We start from the raw sequence: 24373 nt of genomic DNA on the forward strand, positions 1-24373 counted from the left end.
TCTGATGTCACGTATTGGAAAAATGCCGATCACAATTCCATCTGGAGTTGAGGTAAATGTTGCTGGACAATCTGTTTCAGTTAAGGGACCAAAGGGAACTTTAACTCATGTATTAGCTGGGCCAATTGCTGCAAAGCAAGAGGGTTCAACTCTTACTATTACTCGCCCAGATGAGAGTCGAGAGGCTCGCTCACTTCACGGTATGTCTCGCACCATGATCTCTAACATGATCGAAGGTGTTACTAATGGATATAGCAAGAAGATAAATATTGTTGGTGTTGGTTACAAGGTTGCAGCAAAGGGTAAAAACTTAGAGTTTGCACTTGGCTATAGCCATCCAATTAACTTTATTGCAGATGAGGGAATTACTTTTAAAATTGATTCTCCAACTGAAATCACTGTAGTTGGTATTAATAAGCAATTAGTTGGTGAGACCGCCGCCAAGATTCAAAAACTTCGTAAGGTTGATCCATATAAAGGTAAAGGTTTGCATTTAGAAGGCGCACACATTCGCCGCAAGCAAGGAAAGACAGGTAAAAAATAATGGCTATCGGTTATAAAGTCGTTAAGGGCTCTGCTACAAAAGCTCGCGCCCGTCGTCACTTCCGCTTGCGTAAGCGCGTTTCTGGAACAGCACTTCGCCCACGTTTAGTTGTTTCTCGCTCTGCTCGCCATTTATTTGTGCAAGTTGTTGACGATACAACCTCAACTACTTTGGCATCTGCCTCCACTATGGAGAAAGAATTGCGAACTTTCACTGGCGATAAGACTGCAAAGGCAAAGCAGATTGGTGAGTTAATCGCAAAGCGTGCAAAAGAAAAAGGAATTTCTACTGTGGTTTTTGATCGCGGTGGTAATAAGTTCCACGGCCGAGTTGCAGCTGTTGCAACAAGTGCTCGTGCAAATGGATTGGAGTTCTAATGGCCGGTATTACAACCCCTACCACCAGTAGCCGTGAGAATAAGCCAAAGGGCGGTCGTGAAAAACGCGAACGTCGTGATGGTGATTTCCAAAAGGAAAAGTCTCCATATACCGAGCGAGTAGTTTTCATTAATCGTGTTGCCAAAGTTGTAAAGGGTGGACGTCGTTTCTCCTTTACTGCTCTAGTTGTTGTTGGCGATGGCAAAGGAATGGTTGGCGTTGGGTATGGAAAAGCCAAAGAAGTTCCACAAGCTATTGCTAAGGCAGTTGAAGATGGCAAAAAGAATTTCTTTAAGGTTCCAATTCTTAATGGAACTATTCCTCACCCTGTACAAGGTGAGAAATCTGCCGGAGTTATTTTACTTCGCCCAGCCTCTCCTGGTACTGGCGTTATTGCAGGTGGACCAGTTCGCGCAGTACTTGAGTGTGCTGGTATCACTGATGTATTAACAAAATCTTTAGGATCAGGTAACCCAATTAATATGGTTCATGCAACAGCGGCAGCATTAAAAATGCTAGAGAATCCAACTGCTATTGCCGCTCGTCGTGGCCGCCCTCTTGAAGATGTTGCACCTGCAGCAATCACAAGATTAATTGCTGAGCAAGTAAAGGTTGGTGCCTAATGCCAAGATTAAAAGTTACTCAAGTTAGATCAAAGGTTGGCAATCCTCCTGATCAACGCAACACACTTCGCTCACTTGGTTTAAAGCGAATTGGTGATGTAGTTGTAAAAGAAGATCGACCAGAGATCCGCGGAATGGTTTATGCAGTTCGTCATTTAATTGCAGTCGAGGAGGTTGAATAACAATGGTGCTTAAGGTTCATCATTTACGTCCAGCTCCCGGAGCTAAGAAAGCTAAGACTCGTAAGGGTCGCGGTGAGGCTTCAAAGGGAAAGACAGCTGGTCGCGGTGGCAAAGGAACACGTGCTCGTAACGTAGTTCGTGCTGGATTTGAAGGCGGTCAATTGCCATTAGTTATGCGCTTACCAAAACTTCGTGGATTTAAAAACCCAGAAAGAATTGAGTATCAGGCGGTTAACATTTCAACTATTAATTCACTTTACCCAAAGGGTGGGGATGTAACAGTTGATGATTTAGTTAAAAAAGGCGCAGCCCGCAAAGGCTTTCCAGTTAAAGTACTTGGTAACGGTGAGATATCAGTGAAGGTGACTGTATTAGCTCATGCATTCTCAAGTTCTGCTTCTGAGAAGATTTCAGCTGCTGGCGGAGCTGCAAAAACACTTTAATAATTATTTAGTAGAGAGGAAAAGATCTTGTTAAAAGCATTCGCAATGGCGTTTAGAACACCTGACCTGCGTAAGAAGATCTTGTTTACCCTTTCTATTATGGCTCTATTTAGATTTGGTTCAGTTGTACCAACTCCAGGAGTTTCATATGTAAATGTGCAGGAGTGTTTAAAGACTGCAGATACTGGTGGTTTATTTGGGTTAATTAACCTATTTAGTGGTGGAGCGTTACTACAACTAAGTATTTTTGCTCTCGGCATAATGCCTTACATCACTAGCTCAATTATTGTGCAGTTGTTAACTGTAGTTATCCCTAGATTTGAAGCATTAAAGAAAGAGGGACAATCAGGAACAGCAAAGTTAACTCAGTACACCCGCTATTTAACTATTGGCCTTGCAATCTTGCAGTCAACTGGATTAATCGCAGTAGCTAGAATTCAAGGAAGAATCTTTGCAAATTGTTCTCTACCAATTATTCCTGATACATCATTACTTCGTGTTATCACGATGATTATAGTTATGACTGCTGGTACATCAGTAATCATGTGGTTAGGTGAGTTAATTACTGATCGTGGTGTTGGAAACGGTATGTCGATCTTAATTTTTACCTCTATTAGTGCAACTTTTCCAGGTCAGCTTTGGTCAATTAAATTACAAAAAGGCTGGTTTGCATTCTCATTTATTATGGCAGTAGGTGTTTTAATTGTGGCTGCGGTAGTTTTTGTTGAGCAATCTCAACGTCGTATTCCAGTTCAGTACGCTAAGCGTCAAGTAGGACGTCAGCAATATGGTGGAACTAGTACTTACATTCCAATTAAAGTAAACCAAGCAGGTGTGATTCCGGTTATTTTCGCATCTTCATTACTTTATATTCCATCACTAGTTGTTAACTTCAGTGGTAGCCAAGCTAGTTGGGCAAACTGGGTTTCAAAGAATCTTATTTCAGGAGATAACTTCTTCTATATCGGTGTTTATGCGCTCTTAATTGTTTTCTTTACTTACTTTTATGTAGCAATTACTTTTAATCCAGATGAGGTTGCTGAAAACATGAAGAAGTATGGCGGCTTTATTCCAGGCATTAGAGCTGGCCGGCCAACATCTGAGTATCTACAGTATGTGCTATCAAGAATTACTGCGCCAGGTGCGCTTTATCTTTCAATTGTGGCAATAATTCCTTTTATTGCTTTAATTCTTTTCCAAGCTTCACAAAACTTCCCATTTGGTGGAACCTCAATTTTAATTATCGTTGGTGTTGGCTTAGATACTGCAAAGCAGATTGAGTCTCAACTACAGCAACGATCCTATGAGGGGTTCTTGCGCTAATGCGATTAATCCTGGTTGGACCACCAGGTGCTGGTAAGGGAACACAAGCAGTTCATCTAGCTAAGTACTTTAAAATCCCACATATCTCTACCGGTGATATTTTCCGTGCTAATTTAAAAAATGGAACAGAATTAGGAAAACAAGCACAAACTTTTATGGATCGTGGTGAGTTAGTACCAGATTCAGTAACTAATGAGATGGTTAAAGATCGGCTAGGAAATGCTGATGTAGCAAATGGCTTTTTGTTAGATGGTTTTCCACGTAATACAAATCAAGCACAGGTACTTGATCAGATTTTGGCAGATAAAAAAATGCCACTAGATGCTGTACTTGAGTTAAAAATAGATAATGCACAAATCATTAAGCGATTATCTGGTCGCAGGACTTGCCAAGAGTGTGGCGCACCATCTCACATAGAGTTTGAAAAACCAAAGGTGGCTGGAGTTTGTGATAAATGCCAAGGTGCGCTCTACCAAAGAGAAGATGATAAAGAAGAGGTATTAACTCGTAGATTAGATATTTATAGTGAGCAAACAATGCCAATCATTAAATATTATGAAAAATTTGGCTTATTAAAAAATATCTCAGCCCTAGGTGATGTTACTGAGATAACTGATAAAGCGATTGCGGCTCTAAAATAAAATATGGCAATTGAATTAAAAAACTTAGACCAACTAAAATCTATGCGCAAAGCAGGATTAGTCGTGGCCGATACGTTACAACTACTAAAGCAGAGTGCTCAGGTAGGTATGACTACTCTTGAGCTAAATGAGATTGCAGTTGGTAATTTATCCAAGCACAGCGCTAAATCTTCCTTCCTTGGTTACCACGGATTTCCAGCAGTAATTTGTGCCTCTGTTAATGAAGAGGTTGTTCACGGTATTCCTAATAAGCGAAAACTTATTTCAGGTGATGTTTTATCTATTGACTTTGGTGCAATTATTGATGACTGGCATGGTGATGCTGCGATTTCATTTGGATTAGGTGAGGTTGATCCTGCTGATCAAAAATTAATGGATGTGTGTGAAGAGTCAATGTGGCGAGGAATTGCTGCTGGTAAAAAAGGTGGCAAGTTAACTGACATCTCTGCAGCGATTGAAAGTTATATTAATTCTCAAGGTAAGTATGGAATTTTGCGTGAGTATGGTGGTCATGGAATTGGTAGCGCTATGCACCAAGAGCCACATATCCTAAATTTTGGTCCGGCTGGAAATGGACCTGAACTAGTTCCTGGAATGGCATTAGCACTTGAACCAATGATTACTAGAGGTAATGAGCGAACAAAAGTATTAAGTGATGATTGGACAGTGGTCTCACAAGATTCATCTAAAGGTGCTCATTTTGAACATACTTACACAATCGCACCAGATGGAAAAGCCTTTGTTCTAACCTCATTAGATGGTGGCAAGGAGCAGCTAGCTAGATTGGGTATCCCAATCTCTGATTTGCTCTAAATACTGCTGGATTTTCCCGCGTGGATTAAGCACAAGTTAGTGGATTTTCCTTTTTCACCCCTCACGCATAAACTATCCCTCCTGCCTCGCAAGGGGTAAACCTGATTTAGAACAGATAAGTAGGTATCGCTTGGCCAAGAAAGACGGTGCTATTGAGATCGAAGGCACTGTTGCTGAAGCACTACCGAACGCAATGTTCCGAGTTGAGTTAACAAATGGACATAAAGTTTTAGCACATATCAGTGGAAAGATGCGACAGAACTACATTCGTATTTTGCCAGAAGATAAAGTGATTGTAGAACTTAGTCCATATGACCTCACTAGAGGTCGAATTATTTATCGTTACAAATAAATAATTTTTAAACTGTAGTTGTTAGAAAGGTAATCGTGAAGGTCAAACCTAGCGTGAAAAAGATTTGCGACAAGTGCAAAGTTATTCGTCGTAATGGCCGCGTAATGGTGATCTGCGACAACCTACGTCATAAACAACGTCAGGGTTAATTTAAAAAACGCGTGATGCGACGTAATTAAGGTAAAACTTAATTATGACCCTTAGTCCGAAAGGCTGAGGCCAGATAAGAAATTATCTGGGGGCATTGCGGAGGACCTTTCGGATATTAGAAACAGGTTAACGATATGGCACGTCTTGTTGGTGTTGATCTTCCTCGCGAAAAGCGGCTAGAGATCGCACTTACCTATATTTTTGGAATGGGACTTACCCGTGCGCAAGCAACACTTGCCGCTACCGGTATCTCACCAAACATCAGAGTTAAAGATCTACAAGAGCCAGAATTGGCAAAGCTTCGTGAATTCATTGAAGCCAATTATAAAATTGAGGGTGATCTTCGCCGTGAGATCGCTGGCGACATTCGTCGTAAAGTTGAAATTCAAAGTTACCAAGGTTCTCGTCACCGCAAAGGATTACCAGTCCGCGGTCAACGTACTCATACCAATGCTCGTACTCGCAAGGGTCCACGTGTTGCAATCGCTGGTAAGAAGAAGGAGACCAAGTAATGGCCGCCGAAAAAGCTAAACCAGCTAAAGAAGCAGCAGCAAAAGCTGCACCAAAGAAAATTAAAGCACGTAAGAAGGATAAGAAAAATGTTGCCTTCGGTCATGCTTATATTAAGAGCACATTTAATAACACCATTGTTTCAATCACAGATCCAGCAGGTGGCGTAATTGCTTGGTCATCATCTGGTCAGGTTGGATTTAAAGGTTCTCGTAAATCAACTCCATTTGCTGCGCAAATGGCTGCTGAGGCTGCTGCTCGTAAAGCGCAAGAGCACGGCTTAAAGAAAGTTGATGTATTTGTTAAGGGACCTGGCTCTGGCCGGGAAACTGCAATTCGTTCATTACAAGCAGCCGGTCTTGAAGTTGGAGCCATCGCAGATGTAACTCCAGCACCACATAACGGTTGTCGTCCACGTAAACCACGTCGAGTATAAGGAAAGGGAGAAAACTATGGCTCGCTATACCGGTGCAGATTGCAAAAGATGCCGTCGCGAAAAAGTAAAGCTCTTCCTTAAGGGCTCTAAGTGCGATGGACCAAAGTGTCCAATTGAGTCACGTCCATATCCACCAGGACAACATGGCCGTGCTCGTTCAAAAGATTCTGAGTACTTATTACAGATGCGTGAGAAGCAAAAGTGTGCACGTATTTACGGAGTACTTGAGAAGCAGTTCCGTGGTTACTACGAAGAAGCAAACCGTCTGCAAGGTAAGACTGGTGAGAATCTTTTGGTACTACTTGAAACTCGTCTAGACAATGTTGTCTTCCGCGCTGGCTTTGCTAAGAGCCGGGATATGGCACGCCAATTAGTGCGCCATGGTCACTTCTTAGTTAATGGCAAGAGCGTGAACATTCCATCATTTAGAACTACACCTATGGACATAATTGATGTTGTACCAGCTTCATTGGACACCACACCATTTATCGTCGCAAGTGCAGAGCTTGGTGAGAAAACTGTTCCAGCATGGATGGAGGTTGTGGGTTCTAAAATGCGAATTTTGGTCCACGCCGTTCCAACCCGCCCAATTATTGATACTCAAGTACAAGAGCAACTAATTGTTGAGCTTTACTCCAAGTAATCAAGTACTTAAGCAGTAAAGATTTACCGCAGTAAAACTAAATATCGTAAGCCAACCGAAAGATCAAATAGAGGGTCTTTCAGAACATACGGAGGAACAAAGTGCTAATTGCACAACGCCCAATCCTCACTGAGGAAGTTGTAAGCGAATACCGTTCACGGTTCATTATTGAGCCGCTAGAACCTGGTTTCGGCTACACACTTGGTAATTCAATTCGTCGCACCTTATTATCTTCAATTCCAGGAGCAGCTGTTACTGGTATCAGAGTAAATAATGCGCTGCACGAATTCACTGCTTTAGAAGGTGTGAAAGAGGATCTAACTGAGATCGTCTTAAACATCAAAAACCTAGTTTTATCTTCAGATAATGATGAACCATCACTTCTTTACATCCGTAAAAATGGTGAGGGAATTGTTACTGGCGCAGATGTGGCTGCTCCAACAGGAGTTGCTGTGCACAATCCAGAACTTCACATTGCAACACTAAATTCAAAGGCAAAGTTTGAGATCGAGTTAACTGTTGAGCGTGGTCGTGGTTACATCACCGCGGTACAAAACAAAGCAGCAGGGGGAGAGATTGGCCGGATTCCGGTTGATTCAATTTACTCACCAGTGCTTCGTGTTACCTACAAAGTAGAGGCAACACGTGTTGAACAACGAACCGACTTTGATCGATTAGTTCTAGATGTTGAGACCAAGAGATCAATGAAACCATCTGATGCAATGGCATCTGCTGGTAAGACATTAGTTGAGCTATTCGGCCTTGCGCGTGAATTAAATGCTAACGCTGAAGGAATTGAGATGGGACCTTCCATTCAAGATGCAGCACTCGCTGCAGATATGGCACTTCCAATCGAAGATCTTGATCTAACAGTTCGTTCTTATAACTGCTTAAAGCGCGAAGGAATTCACACAGTTGGTGAATTACTATCTCGCTCAGAGGCAGATCTAATGGATATTCGTAATTTCGGATCTAAATCAATTGATGAGGTTAAAGCGAAATTACAATCTATGGGAATGCAACTTAAGGACAGCCCAGCAGGTTTTGATCCAACAAAGCATGCTAATTACGGAAGCAGTGTTGATGATGAACTTGTCGACGCTGAAGAGGTCTAGGAGAGATCATGTCAAAACCAAGTAAAGGACCACGCCTAGGTAGTGGACCAGCACATGAGAAATTATTACTAGGCACATTAGCTGCGCAACTTTTCGAAAAAGGAAAGTTAACAACAACTGAAGCAAAGGCAAGACGCCTTCGCCCACTTGCTGAGCGATTAATTACTCATGCAAAAAAAGGTGATCTACCTGCACGTCGTCGCGTGATGGCAAGAATTTCTAGTAAATCAGTTGTTCATACTTTATTTACAGAGATCGCACCACGTTTTGCTACTCGTGATGGTGGCTATACCCGCATTACCAAAATCGGTCCACGCAAAGGTGATAACGCACCAATGGCAGTGATTGAAATGGTTGAAGCAGGATCGCCAGTAAAAAAGGTAGCTAAAAAAGCAGCAGCGAAAGCTGAGTAAAACACAAAGTTAAAAAAGATTATGACTAAACCCACTCTTGAAGTTAAGAGTGGGTTTTCTCGTTTAAGAGTTGATTTAACTTATCAGGGTACAAATTTTTCTGGTTGGGCAAAACAACCAAATGAGCGAACTGTTCAAGAAGAAGTAGAAAAAGCTTTAAGCATGATTACCCAAACTAAAGTTGCAACAATTGTGGCTGGGCGAACTGATGCTGGTGTGCATGCAAAACATCAAGTGATTCACACTGATTTACCAACGCAAACTGATATAAATAATTTAGCATTTAGATTAAATCAGATTTTAGATGCAGATATAAGGGTATTAACGGCGCAGTGGGCACCTGATAACTTTCATGCCAGATTTACTGCTATTTCGCGCACCTATCAATACAAAATAATAGACGCGGGCAAAGTAACTGCGCCCCTAGATAGACATGACAGTACTGAATGGTTTCGCCCATTAGATATTGAATTAATGAACTCTGGTTCTAAACTGCTTCTAGGCGCGCATGATTTCTTTGCATTTTGTAAGTTTCGTGAAGGTGGTAGCACCGTAAAGAATCTAATTACATTTAATTGGCATCGTGATGAAAAAGATGTTGTAATTTGTGAGATAAGCGCTGATTCTTTTAGATATAACATGGTTAGGAATTTAGTAGGAGCTGCAGTCTGTGTTGGTGAAGGTAGATTTAAACCAGAGTGGATGCTTGATACTTTAAAAAATAAGGAAAGAATTTCAGATAGTTATGTATTTCCAGCAAAGGGTTTGACTTTGATTTCAGTGCAATATCCACCAGTTGAGCAATATTTGAGCAATTATGAGAATTATTTGGCAACCCAAGAGAACTCAGAGGATGAGGGCTGATTTTAAGCGGGGTGTTAAAGCGGTTTTGACCCAAAGCCTCACCTAAAGGTAATCTTGCCCCTCTGGAAATGACCCGATAGGGAAAATCCTTTAATAAGAAAGCGAGATAACTGTGCGCACTTTTACACCAAAAGCTGGTGATATCACCCGCAGTTGGTATGTCATTGACGCGCAAGATGTAGTGCTAGGTCGTCTTGCTACACATGCAGCACACTTACTTTACGGAAAACATAAAACTACATTTGCCCCTCATATGGATATGGGTGATTTTGTAGTTGTTATTAATGCTGAGAAGGTAGTTTTAACTGGATCAAAGAGTTCACAAAAGTTTGCTCACCAACACTCTGGTTATCCAGGTGGTATGACCTCAACTGTTTACGCAGATTTATTTGAGAAGTTTCCAACCCGTGCGGTTGAGAAAGCAATTAAAGGAATGTTGCCAAAGAATTCAATTGGTAGATCAGCTGCAACCAAACTAAAGGTTTACGCAGGATCTGAGCATCCACATGCAGCACAAAATCCAAAGGTTTTTGAATTTAACCAAGTTTCCCAGATCGCAAAGAAGTAATAGGAGAGTAATGTCTAACGAGATTATTGAAACTACCGAAGAGGATCTACCTACTTCATACAGTTCAAGCACACCAGCCGCAGCAACTAATCGCAAAGCAATCACCGCACCAGGTGGAGGCGTTGGTCGTCGTAAAGAGGCAGTTGCTCGAGTTCGCTTAGTTCCAGGATCTGGTCGATGGGTTGTAAATGGCAAGCCACTTGAGGTTTATTTTCCAAATAAGGTTCATCAACAATCAGTTTCTGAACCATTTCGCACGGTAGGTGCAGAGGGTACATACGATGTATTTGCTCGCATTGATGGTGGCGGAACATCTGGTCAAGCTGGCGCACTTCGTTTAGGTGTAGCACGTGCTTTAAATGAAATTGATAGTGATGCAAATCGTCCAACACTTAAGAAGGCTGGCTTCTTAACACGGGATGCCCGCGTAATTGAGCGTAAGAAATATGGTCTTAAGAAAGCTCGTAAGCGTTCACAATATAGCAAGCGCTAATTACTTAACTCGATTAAATCTAATATGGCCCTCTTCGGCACCGATGGTGTACGAGGTGTAGCTAATGTTGATCTCACAGCTGAACTTGCAGTTGATTTAGCAATTGCAGCCGCACATGTTTTAGGTGAAATTGGTGCATTTGCTGGACATCGACCAAAAGCAATTGTTGCTCAAGATTCTCGCGCATCTGGTGATTTTTTAGAGTCAGCAGTTGTTGCTGGCTTAACTAGCGCCGGTGTTGATGTTTACCGAGTCGGTGTATTACCAACACCTGCAGTTGCCTTCTTAGTAAAAGAAAGTAATGCTGATCTTGGCGTAATGATTAGTGCATCTCATAATCCAATGCCAGATAACGGCATTAAGTTTTTTGCTAAAGGTGGAGATAAATTAGCGGATCAGGTTGAAGCACAAATTGAAGCCAGGTTAGGTGAGAGTTGGAATAGGCCCACCGGATTAGATGTTGGCCGAATATTTTTCGATGAAAGTGCAAAAAAGAGATACATAGAGCACCTGCTTTCTACTATGAGTACAAAATTAACTGGACTTAAGGTAGTTGTGGATTGCGCTAACGGGGCAGCATCAACCGTGGCGCCGAGTGCGTATGAGCAGGCTGGTGCGGTGGTAACTGCAATTTCTGCCACCCCAACTGGTTGGAATATTAATGAGAATTGTGGTTCTACTCATTTAGATAACTTAATTAATGAGGTTAAAAAATCTGGCGCTGATATTGGTATTGCCCATGACGGTGATGCAGATCGATGTTTGATGGTTGCAAAAAACGGTGAAATTATAGATGGTGATCAGATTTTAAATATTTTAGCCACCGCCTATTTAGCAGAAGGTAAGTTAAATAAACAGACCGTTGTTGGAACAGTTATGAGCAATCTTGGCTTCATTAAGTCTATGCAAGCAGCTGATATAAAAGTTGAAAAAACTGCAGTTGGTGATCGATATGTATTAGAGAAGATGCTTGAAAATGATTACACCCTAGGTGGTGAGCAATCAGGACATATTATTATGCGTCAATTCTCAAATACTGGAGATGGCTTATTAACTGCCCTACAGGTAATGCAAGTTGTTGTGAAATCAAAAAAGTCACTTCAAGAGCTAGCATCAGCAATGCAGAAGTATCCACAGATTTTGATAAATGTTAAAGATGTAGCAAAAGAAAAACTTGCAGCCTCAGCAAAAATTAAGGATGCAATTTTAGAATCAGAGAAAGAATTAGCAGGTAGTGGGCGAGTACTACTACGTGCATCTGGCACAGAGTCACTGGTACGGGTAATGGTTGAAGCAAATGATTTAGAATTAGCTCAAAAGGTCGCAGATTCATTGGCTCAACTAGTAAGATCAGAACTTAAGCAATAAAGGGAGTTAACAATGTGCGGGATAGTTGGCTATACCGGAAAAAACTCCGCACTTACTCCTGTACTTGATGGTCTGCGCCGACTTGAATACCGAGGCTATGACTCAGCCGGAATTGCACTTGCAACACAAGTTGGTAAACCTTTATATGTTGAAAAACAAGCTGGTAAATTAAAAAATCTTGAAGAGGCACTAGTTAAGAAATCAGATTCAAACAGCGGAATTGGTCATACTAGGTGGGCAACACATGGTGGACCTACCGATACTAATGCGCATCCGCATTTAGATAATGAAGGTAAGTTGGCGCTAATTCACAATGGAATTATTGAAAATTATGTAGAACTCAGGCAGCAACTAGAAAAACTTGGGCATAAATTTAAATCTGAAACCGATACCGAATCAGTAGTTCACTTGCTAAGTGATGCTCGTAAAGATAATAATGGAGACTTAGCCGCAGCAATGAGACAAGTTTGTAAGCAACTTAAAGGCTCATTTACTCTTCTTGCGATCCACTCTGATAATCCTTCACATATTGTTGGAGCGCGCCGTAACTCACCATTAGTAGTTGGTGTTGGCGAAGGTGAAAATTTTCTTGCCTCTGATGTAGCAGCTTTTATAGCACACACAAAAATTGCCCTTGAATTGGGTCAAGACCAGGTTGTTGAGATAACCCCAAACTCTGTTGTAGTAACAGACTTATCAGGTCAGATTGTTAAGGCAAAAGAGTATGAGATTTCCTGGGATGTAAGTGCGGCTGAACGTGGTGGATTTACTCACTTTATGCTTAAAGAAATTTATGAACAACCAAAAGCGATAGCTGACACATTAATTGGCCGATTAAACGGTCTTAACTTAAAACTTAATTTTAAAAAGTTTGAAAAAATTGTAATTATTGCCTGCGGTACCGCTTATAACGCAGGTTTGGTAGGCAAATATGCAATTGAAAAGTGGGCGCAAATCCCAGTAGATGTTGAACTTGCCTCTGAGTATCGATACCGAGAGCCATCTCTTAATAAAAAGACTTTAGTAATAGCGATCTCACAATCTGGTGAAACTATGGATACTTTAATGGCGCTACGTTATGCAAAATCAAAGGGTGCAACAATTCTTTCAGTTTGTAATACAAATGGCTCAACTATTGGCCGGGAATCAGATGAAGTTCTATATACACATGCTGGGCCTGAGATAGCTGTCGCATCAACTAAGGCTTTTGCAACACAATTAATTGCAATGTATTTAATTGGCTTAGAAATAGGTAGAAAGCTGAAGAAGTTAAGTAACAACGAAATTAAAGAGATTACTGAGCAACTTACTCAGTTACCAGCAAAGGTTGAGCAAATACTTGAAACTGTTGAGCCACTAAGGGAACTGACTCGAAAATTTAAGAGTGCAGAGTCTGTATTATTTTTAGGCCGCCATGTTGGATATCCAACTGCCCTCGAGGGAGCTCTTAAATTAAAAGAGCTTGCTTACATGCATGCTGAAGGTTTTGCAGGTGGTGAGTTAAAACATGGACCGATTGCATTAATTGATAACGGAACACCGGTGGTTGCAATTATGCCTACTTCTTCCGGAATATTAGCTGAGAAGATGGCAAGTAATATTCAAGAAGTGAAAGCAAGAGGTGCGGTAGTAATTGTAATTAGTGATTCTGAATTTACTGGAGCTGATCATTTAATTCGTATCCCAGAAGCTAATCAGTTACTACAACCAGTTTTATCTGTTGTACCACTACAGGTAATCGCATATGAAATGGCAGTGGCACGAGGAAATGATGTTGATCAACCTCGTAACCTAGCTAAATCAGTAACAGTTGAGTAAGTAGATGCCAGAACAAAGACGGAAGCAGAAGAACTCTGCAGTTAAGTTGACAATTCTATTTACTGGTATTTATGCGTTAATAACTCAACAAGTATTAGCAAACTCATGGATTAGAAGGTTAGATGAATGGATCTATGATCGTAGTTTTCTTTTAGTGGCACCTAATAAAACTCCAACCTTGGTAATTCTAATTGATGATCTTGGCCTGCGATGGGTAACATCAGCCATTTTATTAATTACTGCAATTCTAATTAGTAAAAGGTTTAATTCATGGCGGCCAGTAAATTTATCACTGCTCGCATTATTTTTACTTAATCTTACTGTTGGTGCATCTAAATTATTATTTGGTAGAACTAAACCAAGCACAGGATATGACTTATTTTTTACAGACAGTGGGCTTTCTTATCCAAGTGGGCATGCTGCAAATGCTGTTCTTACCTGGGGAATGCTTGCTTATCTAATTTTTAGATATTCACATAAAGAGCCGTTCGAAGGTATGCGCCTTACCTGGTTTGTATCTATTGTTACTATCGGAGTCTGTTTGGCATCTTTATATAGAAATACACATTGGTTTTCAGATTTATTAGGCGGCCTATTTATTGGTTCAGCACTTTTAGTTGCAATTATTGCAATTGATCGATCAATTACCTCAGATCGCCAACCCTCATAAGGGGCAGGTAGGCTAATTACATGAGTCGTGCCAGTGTTGAAATAAGTCTTTCTGCAATAACACAAAATTTTAAATCAATAAAAAGGCGAACTACTGCCGATGTGTTAGCAGTTGTTAAAGCTGATGCTTATGGTCATGGCTTAATTCCAGTTTCAAAAGCTTTAGAAGAAGCTGGTGCTGATTGGTTTGGTACTGCCTTACTTGAAGAGGCAATTAATCTTCGCAAAGCTGGAATATTAAAACCAATAATTAGTTGGCTTACACCTCTGGGTGAGGATTTTAAAAGCGCAATTGATCTAGATATTGATTTAGGTATTCCTTCCATTGATCTTCTAGATGAAGTTATTAAAGCCGCATCCCTAACCGGTAAAGCTGCTCGTATTCATCTTGAAATTGATACTGGGATGAGCCGGGGTGGAGCGTTATCAGAGTGGGACCAACTAATTAAATCTGTTTTAGCAGGAGTTAATTTAAAGCAACTAAAAGTTATCGGCATCTGGTCACATTTTGCTAGGGCTGATGAGCCAGATGAATTAATGAATCAAGAACAACTAAGTTTATTTGAGCAAAGAGTTAATCAGGCCAAGGCAGCTGGTATTGATGCCCAATTTATTCATATTGCAAATTCAGCGGCGTTATTCACAAACAAGAGTGCACATAAAAATATTATTCGCTCAGGTATAGCTTTATTTGGATTAAGTCCAGATGTTAAAACTATTGGAGATTCTTCTTCACTTAGTTTAAAGCCTGCCATGAAGTTAAAAGCAAAACTAAACTTAGTTAAAGAAGTTAAGGCAGGATCAAGTGTTGGCTATGGCGGTACTGCAGTATTAAAGAGTGATACTAAACTTGGCGTGGTTGCACTTGGTTATGCAGATGGAATCCCTCGAAGCACAAATAATCTAGCTGGAGTATTTGTAGATAAAAAACGTGCTCCAATAATTGGCCGAGTTTCTATGGATCAATTTGTAGTGGATTTAGGTATCACATCTACTGCAAAAGCAGGGGATGAGGTAATTGTTTTTGGCGATGGTAGTAATGGTGAGTACACAGTAGATGAGTGGGCTAAGGCAGCTAACACAATAAATTATGAGATTATCACCCGAATCGGCCCACGTGTGCCTAGAATCTACCCTCGTGAGTGATTCAAATCTGCTTTCAATTAAGTCGTTATCAGTTTCATTTGGTGGATTAAAGGCGTTAGCAGATGTAAATTTAGATTTACATAAAAATGAAGTGATCGGTTTAATAGGACCAAACGGTGCCGGAAAAACAACTTTATTTAATGCACTATCTGGACTAGTTGATGTTGAATCTGGCTCACTTGAAATAAATGGAAAATCTCATAAATGGCCAAAACCTTATGAGCTAATTGATCTTAAGATCTCTCGCACCCTACAGGGAGTAGGTTTATTTCCAGAGTTAACAGTTTTAGAGAATGTAATGATTGGTGCTAGCAAGAGTGCTAGCAGTGGTTTAATTTCATCAGCCCTTGGTTTAAGTGGACGTGATGAAGAAAGACTTAAACAGCGCAGCATGACCGCACTTGAGCGTGTTTATGCTTCCGGTATTGCTGATATGCGAGCAGACTCTCTGCCTTATCCAGTTACAAAAAGAGTTGCAATAGCTAGGGCGTTAGTTAGTGAACCTAAAATTCTTTTACTTGATGAGCCTGCTGGTGGACTTGGATCATCAGATATTGAGTGGATGAATTCATTAATTCATAATTTAGCTTCACAATGTTCGATAATTTTAGTAGAGCACCATATGGATGTAGTCATGTCAGTTTGTGATCGATTATATGTATTAAATTTTGGTCAAGTTATCGCCTCTGGAGATGTTGAAACAGTTCGCAGAGATGAAGCGGTAGTTGCGGCATATTTAGGGGTGAACAATTGAGCCTTGTTGTTGAGAATTTAACTATTGATCATGGTGCGATTAGGGCAATAAGTAATGTTTCTTTTAAAGTTGCCGAAGGTCAACTAGCTGCAATTATTGGTGCAAATGGTGCAGGTAAGACCACATTACTTCGAACATTATCTGGCTTAAAAGAATCAGTATCTGGCACTGCTAGTTGGAATGGTCAATCGATCTTAGAAAAAAAACCAGAGGATCTTGCTAGGTCAGGCATCATGCATGTTTCCGATGGTAAATCGGTAATTGCTGAGTTAAGTGTTAAGGAAAATTTAGCCTTAACCGGTTTATGGCGAAAAGATAAAAAAGATGTGGCAGCTGCTACTGCGGAGGTAGTAGAACTTTTCCCAATTCTTGGACAGCGAATGGGGCAGATGGCTGGTTCTTTATCAGGGGGTGAGCGACAGATGTTAGCTATTGGTCGTTCATTAATTGCTCGGCCAAAATTATTACTTCTAGATGAACCCTCCCTTGGCCTAGCACCTTTAATTGTTGAGCAAATATTTCAATCAATAAAAGATTTAGTAAAGCGGTTAAATTTAACGGTTGTATTAGTTGAACAAAATGCAATGGGCGCTCTAAAAATTGCTAATGAGGGTATCGTTTTAAGTTTAGGTTCAGTTGTGGCAGTTGATTCAGCCCAGACACTTCTAAATGATCCAGCAGTTCGCACTGCTTATTTGGGATTTTAATATGAATCAATTTATAACAGCAGTATTAACCTCACTTTCAAGTGGCGCCATCTATGCATTAATGTCAATTGCACTTGTATTAGTTTGGCGCTCTACTCGGGTAATTAATTTTGCTCAAGCAGGTCAAGCAATCCTGACAACCTATATTGGATATGAAGCGGTCACTAGAAGTGGTTCATATTGGGTTGGCTTAATTTGCGCAGTAATTAGTGGGGCATTACTAGGAGCCGGTATTGATAGATTTTTTATGAGACCAATTTTTAAACGGGTAAATTCAGGGCCAATAGTAATGATTGCACCAGTTGTTGCTACATTGGCATTACTAGGAATTATTCAAGCAGTAATCGGATTCATTTGGGGATTAAGTTATCAAATTATAGAGGCACCAATATCAACCGGTGGATTAAATATATTTGGATCAATTATCGCTTTTAGCCCATTTAATTTAATGGTATTAATAGCAGTTACATTAAGTATGATTTTGTTAACTATTTTATTCCAAAAAACTAATATTGGATTAGCTCTTCGTGCTTCAGCATACGCACCTGAAATTGCAAAACTATCCGGAATAAGAGTTGATGCAGTTAGAACTTTAGGTTGGGCACTAGCAGGAGCTGCAGGTGGCTTAGCTGGGATGCTTTATATACCGGGTACTAACTTATATCCAAATGCTATGGATGTGTTGTTAGTTTTTGGTTTTATTGCTGCGGTAATCGGTGGCTTAGATAGTTTATTTGGCGCAGTAGCTGGTGCAATGATTTTAGGCTTTGCAGTTAATTTTTCAGCCTCATATATAAGTTATAAATTAGTTTTCCCAACAGCATTCGTAATTTTAATTTTAGTATTACTTATTAAGCCAAAAGGTATCTTCTCGAGTAGTAAGGGAAGGAGAGATTAATGTTAAAGATATCTGCAACTAAAAAGAGATTATTTGGATTTATAATTTTGGGATGGGTTTTACTATTAATTAGTGATCGAATTGGTGAACTACGTCAATACCAAGGTGCATTTGTTGCTATGTATACACTCGCAATTGCTTCAATAATTTTACTTACTGGCTACTCCGGTCAGTTATCACTTGGTCACGGTGCGTTAATGGCGGTTGGTGCATACGCAGGAGCATTATCAGTAAATAACTTTAAATTACATCCAGTCATTGCATTAGTTATGGCAGCTTTAATTGCAGGTGTTTTTGGTTTACTTCTTGGATATGCAGCAGCTCGCTTAAGTGGACCATATTTAGCTGGTACTACTTTGGCACTTGCAGTATCTCTTCCTACAATTGCAAATCAATTTCCAGTTTTAGGTGGCGAACAAGGATTAGCATTTGATATCGGCGTTCCACCTGCCAGGCTTGGTGAAGATTTCTCCCAGTATCAATGGTTTTTCTGGATAAGTTGTTTGTCTGCCCTAATTATGATTTGGTCTTTAGTTAATTTACTTAACTCAAGATATGGCAGAGAATTTCGAGCTTTAAGAGATAATCCAACAGCTGCTCAATTAGCTGGCATAAACATTGGTCGCCAAAAGGCGTTGGCTTTCTCCCTAAGCGCAGGAATCGCCGGTCTTTCCGGGGGTTTACTGGTGATGCTAATTAGTGGGGTCTCACCGAGTGCTTTCCCGCTTAGCCTCTCCTTTTTACTGCTGGCAGGCGCTGTTGTTACTGGCGTGTACAGCCTAAAAGGTGTGATTATTGGGGCTCTGGTCTTAGTTGCTATACCTGAAATAGCAGAATCGGTAGTATCGCGCATTGGAGGTTCTGAAGGGTTCACCACAAGTTTGCCTGGGTTCATGGTCAGTTCACTATTGATACTGGCGGTGCTCTTCGCACCAAATGGGCCAGGACACTTACTTCATAAGAAAAAGCACCTTAAACATTAAAGACAACTCTAGGGAAGGAAATAAATGATCAGAAATACTCGCATGAAACGATTTTCAATCGTTTCGGTGGTAGCAACAGTAGGAGCGCTAGTTTTTAGCACTCTTCCTGCACAAGCTGCTGACCCAGGCCTTAGCGCAAAAGAAATTGTTCTTGGGTACTCCGGCCCACTTACTGGCTCAGCCGGTCAAGTTTACGGAAAATTACCAGGAGCCATGAAGGCTTACTTCGATCACATCAACGCTAACGGCGGAGTTTATGGTCGCAAAATCAAGTTGGTTGTAAGAGATGATAAGTACCTACCTACTCTTGCTGCTACTCAAACTACAAATTTAGTTTTAAATGACAAAGTTTTTGCGCTAGTTGGCGCGCTAGGTACTGCAACTCATAGCAAGGCTTACGTTGCAGCATCCTTGGCAAAGAAAAATGTTCCTGATCTATTTGTGAATACTGGATTTAGTGGTTTTGCTAATAAGGCCAAATATCCAACTACCTTCACAATTCTTCCTAGCTATGCGATGGAAGCAAAGATCATGGCTAAGTTTATTAAGGACACACCAACACTTGCTCCACAAGCATCATTCTTAATCGCTCAAGATGATGAGTTTGGTGTAGATGGTGTTAACGGATTTAAATTAGCCGGACACACATTTGCAGCACCAGCAACTCTTTACCCACAGGGTGGGTTAAGCGCAGCACTTGCTGAAGGAGCACTTACTAAGTTAAGTGCAGTCCCTGGCAAGCCAGTTCTAGTTCTATTTGGAACAACTGACTCAACAGCTACAATTCTAAAAGCTGCTGAGAAATTATCACTTGTTTCTAAATTCACTTGGATCGCTGGATCTGTCGGTGGCGATGCCAACACATTGTTAGCACTTGGCGTTAAGCCAGCAACAATTAATGGCGCACTTGCTGCATCATTTTTCCCAGATGCAAAGGATGCAACTGATTCTTATGTTAGTGAATTCATGAAGATTAATACCAAGTACAACAGCGGTGTCTCATTCGACAACGTAGTACTACAAGGTATGAACTCAGCAATGCTAACTGTGCAATCACTTCGCGCAGCTGGTAAGAATCTAACTCGTACCGGTTTAATTAAGGCGATTGAAAGTAAGGGTGCAGATTTTGCTAGCGCAGGACTTGTTCCACTTAACTTCTCAGGTAGTAGCCGTGTTGGTTACAACGGATATTGGTTTGGTCAGTTAAATGAAAAGGGAGAGCTAAAGCCATTTGGTGGCAAGCTAGCCATTTACACAACTGACTCAGCTTCAACTTCAGCACCAACTGCTTCCTCATACGAGCGTAAGCCAGTTCCTAAGAATGGGGTACCAACAAACTCATGAAAAATATAAACCTTAAAAAAGGCTTAACAGCCATATTATCTGCAGCACTTATCACTACTTTCACGGTAGTAATTCCAAGTACTGCAAGAGCAGATGTTTCATGTACCGAGGTCAGCCAGCTTTATTCTGATTTCAGTTATGAAGAGTGTGTAGGCACTGATTTTCAGGGTGCTAATTTTAAGATCAGAATGCCAGAGAAATTTAATGGCACGCTTTTCTTATACTCACATGGAATTAGGAATCAAGTTTTATTGCCAATTATTCCTGGCGTGAATCCAGATGGTTCTTACTCACGTGTTAGAAATATGCCTGATGTGGCTCCAGGAAGAACAGTGGCTGATCAAGAGGCAAATGCTCTAGATCTATTAAGTCAAGGTTATGCATTAGCTGGTGCAAGCCCACGTGTTCAAGGGTGGGCTGTTCCTGAGGCTATTGAAGCCAACATGAATCTATTGGAAGAGGCAAAAACTTTATATCCAAAGATTAAAAAAATTGTCTCTTGGGGTGACTCTCTAGGTGGACATATTTCACAATCAATGTCTGAGCAATTTGGAGTAATTGATGCAACAGTTAATTTGCATATGGCTGGCTCAGCTGCATCACAATTTAATTATGCAGGTGATGTATTTTGGCTAACTAAGGTTCTCTTTGATCCAACCATGAAGGGTTCTGGGTATACCAACAGATTCCCAAATGATCCTGACGGGTACAAAGAATTCCTAGGTGATGTAACAAAAGCACTAACAGTGCTTAATGCATTAGCTACTGCTATTGGTAAAAATCCAGTATCACCAGCATGGCCTGAGACTGCAACTAATATTCCGGCCTCGCTAAAAGCAGTTCCAGTACGAAGTGCAATTTTATTACTAGGCCTTCTATCTGGAATTCCAACACAGTCACAAACTTATGACGCTTCATCTGGACCAGCAGGTCCACTTGAAACTACCTTTGGTGTAGCAATTAGCCCTGCACTCGCTGTGCTTGAAAATTATGCTGCAGCATTAGCTTTAGGAACTGTTTCATATTATGACGCAGAGACTAGATGCGGCGGTATTGTTTTTGATAACACTGCTACCGATTATGCAGCACGCTTAGGTGATAACGGTGATGTATTTGCCGCTGCCCTATCTGGTAAAACTGCAACAAATGGGCTCTTAGCTTTCTTAAATCCTTTAAACCCAGCAGCGAAGCGGGTTAAGGGTGATGCTAAAGCAATTGAGTGCATTAATAATCAATCGCAATACACTGGAAAAGTAACTGTTCCAACAATTACGCTTTCACAAACTGCCGATAACATCACACCTGCAGGCTATGTTCAAAGTTTTAAAAATAAATATGGTCAAATGGTGGCTAGTAAAAAGGCAAAGCCTGGTCTGTTGTTAAATATTTGGAATAAACCCCCAGATACTTACACAAAATTTACTGCAGCAGGATCTGGTATAGCACCAAATGTTCCTACAACTGGAACCACTCATTACATGTTTACAAATCAACAGGTAATGGCGGTTGCCAAGCTGGCAGCAGCTGCAGCTAAGACTGGAAAGTTACCTTCAGCTAAAACTGCTAAGTCCGCATTCAAGGGTGATGCAAGTATCTTCATTGATCCTGACTACACTCCTGCGTTACTTCCTCAAGATAAGTAAAGCTTGACTTAAAAGTGGCCTCCTAGAAATAGGGGGCCATTTTTATATCTATAAACTACTCACGCCATGAAAATTTCAGTCAACACAGTTGATCAAATGCACCAACTTGGTGCCAAAATAGGTGCTCAGTTAAAGCCAAGTGATGTAGTTGTATTAACTGGTGATATAGGTTCTGGTAAAACAGTTTTAACGCAAGGAATAGCCTCATCCTTAGGACTATCTGATATTACTTCACCAACATTTGTGATTAGTAGAATTCATAAAGGTAAACCAAACTTCATACATATTGATGCATATAGATTATTAGATTCAAGTTTAAGTAATTTTACTGATTTAGATTTTGAAAGTTATCTTCCAAATAGCATATTTGTTATTGAATGGGGAGCACCTTTTGTTGCAACACTTACTGATCAATATTTAGATATAAAAATTACGCAAGGAGAAAACGAGAATAGCCGCAATCTTGAGGTAACCGCAGTTGGCCAGCGTTGGCAAGGATTTAATTTATGAGCATCGTGCTAGCAATTGACACTTCAACCTCTCAGACCTCAGTAGCTTTAGTCGAAAATGGAAAAATATTGTTTAACAAATCTCATCTAGACCCACTTGCACATGGTGAAGTATTACCAAAGTTAGTAGCTCAAGCATTGAAGTTAACTTTAAAGATAGATTTAGTTGCTGTAGGTATGGGCCCTGGCCCGTTTACTGGTTTGCGAGTTGGAATTACATTCGCACAAAGCTACGCACTTGCTGCCGGTATTAATTGGGCAGGAGTTTGCTCACTAGATGCTATGGCCGCAAATATAAGAGAAGAAGATTTTATTGTTTCAACAGATGCAAGGCGTAAAGAAAGGTATTGGGCAAGATATAAAAACGGTATTCAATTCACAGCACCTGCAGTAAGTAAGGGGAGTGAATTAGAAAAGTTTGGTGTGCAGATTTTTCAAGAGGGTGATTATTTTCCAGACCCAGTAGTAATTGCTAATCTTGGATTAAGTAATAGTTCAGTTACTGAGCCAATTTATATTAGAAAACCTGATGCATATCCGCTGCCAGATGGTGTGAAATTTAGATCAATGACCGCACTTGATTTAGTTTCAGCAGTTGGAATTGAAAAGGTAGTTTATGGAAAGGCTGCTTGGTCTAGTGCGCAGTTTAAAGAAGAGTTTGCTAAGGCCCCAAAAAACGCTAATTACTTAGCTGCTGAATTAGATGGTGAATTAGTTGCTTATGCTGGTATTTTCTTTGCACTAGATGTGGCTGATATTCATACGATCACAGTTACCGATAAGCATCGCCGTAAGGGGATTGGCCGGGAATTATTAAAAAGAATGATTGATTGGGCAAGAGTTAAAAAAGCAGATGCAATCATGCTTGAGATGCGCCTTGGTAATGATCAAGCCCGCCCACTTTATGAACATTACGGGTTTGTAGAGATTTCAAAGCGAGAAAATTATTATGGTCCTGGCCTTACCGCAGTTGTAATGCGTAAGGAGCTTAAGTAATGGCTTTAGTACTTGGTATTGAAACCTCATGTGATGAAACAGCAGTAGGTATTGTTGATGATCGTAAATTATTAGCAAATGTAATCTCATCAAGTGTTGATCAACATGTGCGCTTTGGTGGTGTAGTCCCTGAAGTTGCTAGCCGCGCCCACTTGGAGGCCATGCAGCAGGTAATTAAGCAGGCACTTATTGATGCTTCAATTTCAATAAAAGATATTGATGCAATTGCCGTTACCGCAGGCCCTGGCTTAATTGGCGCTTTACTAGTTGGTGTTAGTAGTGCATCTGGCCTGGCCCTTGCATTAAATAAGCCGCTATATGGCGTTAATCATCTTTCAGCACATATTGCAGTTGATCAACTAGATAATTCAAATCAAATACAACCAGCTATTGCCTTACTAGTTAGTGGCGGGCACTCCTCTATTTTACAGATAAATAACTTAGCAACAGATGTAGTTGTTAAAGGTGCAACTATTGATGACGCAGCCGGTGAAGCATTTGATAAAATCGCTCGTTTAATGGGCTTAGGTTTTCCTGGTGGGCCACTAATTGATAAACAGGCATTAGCGGGTAATAAAACTGAAATTAACTTTCCCAGAGGATTAACGTCGCCAGCTGATCTTGAAAAACACAAATATGATTTTTCATTTTCTGGTTTAAAAACAGCGGTTGCTAGATATCTAGCACAAACTCCAAATTATAAAAAAGCAGATGTGGCAGCATCATTTCAAGAGGCGGTAGTAGATGTATTAATAACTAAATCATTGGCTGCATGCAAAGAAAGTGGGATAGATAAATTAATAATTGCAGGCGGTGTTGCAGCTAATCACCGGCTACGTGAATTAGCTAAGCAACGTTGTGAAAGTGCAAAGGTCGAGCTTCGAATTCCACCAGCAAACTTATGCACCGATAACGGAGCCATGGTGGCTGCCCTGGGCTCTTTAGCCATAAATGAGGGCGTAGCGGCCTCAGAGATAGGCATATCAGCTGATTCAGCAGCGCCTGTTACTCAGGTGGTCTGGAAGTAGCAGGTGATTTGCCCTAGCGC

Annotated in this window: 31 protein-coding genes; all 31 read left to right on the top strand. The window is 40.7% G+C overall.

Annotated features, from left to right (window positions below):
• The first annotated feature begins 4 nt into the window (after nt 1–4).
• The 31 genes from rplF to tsaD all read left to right on the top strand — a co-directional run bounded on the left by rplF (nt 5) and on the right by tsaD (nt 24353).
• A complete protein-coding gene (gene rplF / locus B1sIIB91_RS00640) occupies nt 5–544 on the top strand; it encodes a 50S ribosomal protein L6 (RefSeq protein ID WP_095687724.1) in 540 nt (179 codons plus the stop codon).
• Complete coding sequence (rplR, locus tag B1sIIB91_RS00645; RefSeq protein ID WP_095687725.1) at nt 544–921, top strand: 50S ribosomal protein L18; 378 nt, start codon at nt 544–546, stop codon at nt 919–921. Before rplF ends, rplR begins: the two co-directional genes overlap by 1 nt.
• Nucleotides 921–1544, top strand: coding sequence for a 30S ribosomal protein S5 (rpsE, locus tag B1sIIB91_RS00650; RefSeq protein WP_095687726.1), 624 nt, complete (start codon nt 921–923; stop codon nt 1542–1544). Before rplR ends, rpsE begins: the two co-directional genes overlap by 1 nt.
• A complete protein-coding gene (gene rpmD / locus B1sIIB91_RS00655; RefSeq protein WP_095680242.1) occupies nt 1544–1726 on the top strand; it encodes a 50S ribosomal protein L30 in 183 nt (60 codons plus the stop codon). Before rpsE ends, rpmD begins: the two co-directional genes overlap by 1 nt.
• 2 nt (nt 1727–1728) lie before the next feature.
• Nucleotides 1729–2169, top strand: a complete 441-nt coding sequence (rplO, locus tag B1sIIB91_RS00660; protein WP_095687727.1) for a 50S ribosomal protein L15 — start codon at nt 1729–1731, stop codon at nt 2167–2169.
• A gap of 27 nt (nt 2170–2196) precedes the next feature.
• Nucleotides 2197–3492, top strand: a complete 1296-nt coding sequence (secY, locus tag B1sIIB91_RS00665) for a preprotein translocase subunit SecY (RefSeq protein WP_095687728.1) — start codon at nt 2197–2199, stop codon at nt 3490–3492.
• On the top strand, nt 3492–4133 hold the full coding sequence (locus B1sIIB91_RS00670; protein ID WP_095687729.1) for an adenylate kinase: 642 nt from the start codon (nt 3492–3494) through the stop codon (nt 4131–4133). The genes secY and B1sIIB91_RS00670 overlap by 1 nt, the downstream gene beginning before the upstream one ends.
• Nucleotides 4134–4136: 3 nt before the next feature.
• The gene (map, locus tag B1sIIB91_RS00675) at nt 4137–4946 is read left to right on the top strand and encodes a type I methionyl aminopeptidase (RefSeq protein ID WP_095687730.1); all 810 of its coding nucleotides are present in this window, start codon (nt 4137–4139) and stop codon (nt 4944–4946) included.
• Nucleotides 4947–5076: 130 nt separating this feature from the next.
• A complete protein-coding gene (gene infA, locus B1sIIB91_RS00680; RefSeq protein ID WP_009612149.1) occupies nt 5077–5298 on the top strand; it encodes a translation initiation factor IF-1 in 222 nt (73 codons plus the stop codon).
• Nucleotides 5299–5333: 35 nt separating this feature from the next.
• Entirely contained in the window at nt 5334–5447 is a 114-nt protein-coding gene (gene rpmJ / locus B1sIIB91_RS00685) for a 50S ribosomal protein L36 (protein WP_030903823.1), read from the top strand.
• A gap of 135 nt (nt 5448–5582) precedes the next feature.
• A complete protein-coding gene (rpsM, locus tag B1sIIB91_RS00690; RefSeq protein ID WP_018227309.1) occupies nt 5583–5960 on the top strand; it encodes a 30S ribosomal protein S13 in 378 nt (125 codons plus the stop codon).
• A complete protein-coding gene (gene rpsK / locus B1sIIB91_RS00695; protein ID WP_018227308.1) occupies nt 5960–6394 on the top strand; it encodes a 30S ribosomal protein S11 in 435 nt (144 codons plus the stop codon). Before rpsM ends, rpsK begins: the two co-directional genes overlap by 1 nt.
• A 16-nt stretch (nt 6395–6410) precedes the next feature.
• Complete coding sequence (gene rpsD / locus B1sIIB91_RS00700; RefSeq protein WP_018227307.1) at nt 6411–7037, top strand: 30S ribosomal protein S4; 627 nt, start codon at nt 6411–6413, stop codon at nt 7035–7037.
• Nucleotides 7038–7138: 101 nt separating this feature from the next.
• Nucleotides 7139–8152 (top strand): DNA-directed RNA polymerase subunit alpha, encoded by a 1014-nt coding sequence (locus B1sIIB91_RS00705; RefSeq protein WP_018227306.1) that lies wholly within the window; start codon nt 7139–7141, stop codon nt 8150–8152.
• A gap of 8 nt (nt 8153–8160) precedes the next feature.
• Nucleotides 8161–8565 (top strand): 50S ribosomal protein L17, encoded by a 405-nt coding sequence (gene rplQ, locus B1sIIB91_RS00710; RefSeq protein ID WP_095687731.1) that lies wholly within the window; start codon nt 8161–8163, stop codon nt 8563–8565.
• A gap of 21 nt (nt 8566–8586) precedes the next feature.
• On the top strand, nt 8587–9429 hold the full coding sequence (gene truA, locus B1sIIB91_RS00715; protein ID WP_095687732.1) for a tRNA pseudouridine(38-40) synthase TruA: 843 nt from the start codon (nt 8587–8589) through the stop codon (nt 9427–9429).
• A gap of 112 nt (nt 9430–9541) precedes the next feature.
• Nucleotides 9542–9997, top strand: a complete 456-nt coding sequence (gene rplM, locus B1sIIB91_RS00720; protein ID WP_018227303.1) for a 50S ribosomal protein L13 — start codon at nt 9542–9544, stop codon at nt 9995–9997.
• Nucleotides 9998–10007: 10 nt separating this feature from the next.
• The gene (gene rpsI, locus B1sIIB91_RS00725) at nt 10008–10490 is read left to right on the top strand and encodes a 30S ribosomal protein S9 (protein WP_018227302.1); all 483 of its coding nucleotides are present in this window, start codon (nt 10008–10010) and stop codon (nt 10488–10490) included.
• A gap of 24 nt (nt 10491–10514) precedes the next feature.
• Entirely contained in the window at nt 10515–11858 is a 1344-nt protein-coding gene (glmM, locus tag B1sIIB91_RS00730) for a phosphoglucosamine mutase (protein ID WP_095687733.1), read from the top strand.
• A 12-nt stretch (nt 11859–11870) separates the two neighbouring features.
• Nucleotides 11871–13676 carry a glutamine--fructose-6-phosphate transaminase (isomerizing) gene (gene glmS / locus B1sIIB91_RS00735; RefSeq protein ID WP_095687734.1) on the top strand — a complete coding sequence of 602 codons (1806 nt, stop codon included), beginning with the start codon at nt 11871–11873 and terminating at the stop codon, nt 13674–13676.
• Nucleotides 13677–13680: 4 nt separating this feature from the next.
• Nucleotides 13681–14346, top strand: a complete 666-nt coding sequence (locus B1sIIB91_RS00740; RefSeq protein WP_095687735.1) for a phosphatase PAP2 family protein — start codon at nt 13681–13683, stop codon at nt 14344–14346.
• Between the two features lie 20 nt (nt 14347–14366).
• Complete coding sequence (gene alr / locus B1sIIB91_RS00745) at nt 14367–15491, top strand: alanine racemase (protein WP_095687736.1); 1125 nt, start codon at nt 14367–14369, stop codon at nt 15489–15491.
• On the top strand, nt 15484–16245 hold the full coding sequence (locus B1sIIB91_RS00750; protein WP_095687737.1) for an ABC transporter ATP-binding protein: 762 nt from the start codon (nt 15484–15486) through the stop codon (nt 16243–16245). The genes alr and B1sIIB91_RS00750 overlap by 8 nt, the downstream gene beginning before the upstream one ends.
• Entirely contained in the window at nt 16242–16952 is a 711-nt protein-coding gene (locus B1sIIB91_RS00755) for an ABC transporter ATP-binding protein (RefSeq protein ID WP_095687738.1), read from the top strand. The genes B1sIIB91_RS00750 and B1sIIB91_RS00755 overlap by 4 nt, the downstream gene beginning before the upstream one ends.
• A gap of 1 nt (nt 16953) precedes the next feature.
• Entirely contained in the window at nt 16954–17850 is an 897-nt protein-coding gene (locus B1sIIB91_RS00760) for a branched-chain amino acid ABC transporter permease (RefSeq protein ID WP_095687739.1), read from the top strand.
• Nucleotides 17850–18833 (top strand): branched-chain amino acid ABC transporter permease, encoded by a 984-nt coding sequence (locus B1sIIB91_RS00765; protein WP_095687740.1) that lies wholly within the window; start codon nt 17850–17852, stop codon nt 18831–18833. The genes B1sIIB91_RS00760 and B1sIIB91_RS00765 overlap by 1 nt, the downstream gene beginning before the upstream one ends.
• Nucleotides 18834–18875: 42 nt before the next feature.
• Nucleotides 18876–20177, top strand: coding sequence for an ABC transporter substrate-binding protein (locus B1sIIB91_RS00770; RefSeq protein ID WP_223298607.1), 1302 nt, complete (start codon nt 18876–18878; stop codon nt 20175–20177).
• A complete protein-coding gene (locus B1sIIB91_RS00775) occupies nt 20174–21820 on the top strand; it encodes a hypothetical protein (protein WP_095687742.1) in 1647 nt (548 codons plus the stop codon). The genes B1sIIB91_RS00770 and B1sIIB91_RS00775 overlap by 4 nt, the downstream gene beginning before the upstream one ends.
• Nucleotides 21821–21886: 66 nt before the next feature.
• Nucleotides 21887–22330 (top strand): tRNA (adenosine(37)-N6)-threonylcarbamoyltransferase complex ATPase subunit type 1 TsaE, encoded by a 444-nt coding sequence (tsaE, locus tag B1sIIB91_RS00780; RefSeq protein ID WP_095687743.1) that lies wholly within the window; start codon nt 21887–21889, stop codon nt 22328–22330.
• On the top strand, nt 22327–23325 hold the full coding sequence (tsaB, locus tag B1sIIB91_RS00785) for a tRNA (adenosine(37)-N6)-threonylcarbamoyltransferase complex dimerization subunit type 1 TsaB (protein WP_095687744.1): 999 nt from the start codon (nt 22327–22329) through the stop codon (nt 23323–23325). The genes tsaE and tsaB overlap by 4 nt, the downstream gene beginning before the upstream one ends.
• Nucleotides 23325–24353 carry a tRNA (adenosine(37)-N6)-threonylcarbamoyltransferase complex transferase subunit TsaD gene (gene tsaD / locus B1sIIB91_RS00790; RefSeq protein WP_095687745.1) on the top strand — a complete coding sequence of 343 codons (1029 nt, stop codon included), beginning with the start codon at nt 23325–23327 and terminating at the stop codon, nt 24351–24353. The genes tsaB and tsaD overlap by 1 nt, the downstream gene beginning before the upstream one ends.
• Nucleotides 24354–24373 lie beyond the last annotated feature (20 nt).

It is taken from the genome of Candidatus Nanopelagicus abundans, assembly GCF_002288305.1.
In the GTDB taxonomy this organism is placed as follows: domain Bacteria; phylum Actinomycetota; class Actinomycetes; order Nanopelagicales; family Nanopelagicaceae; genus Nanopelagicus; species Nanopelagicus abundans.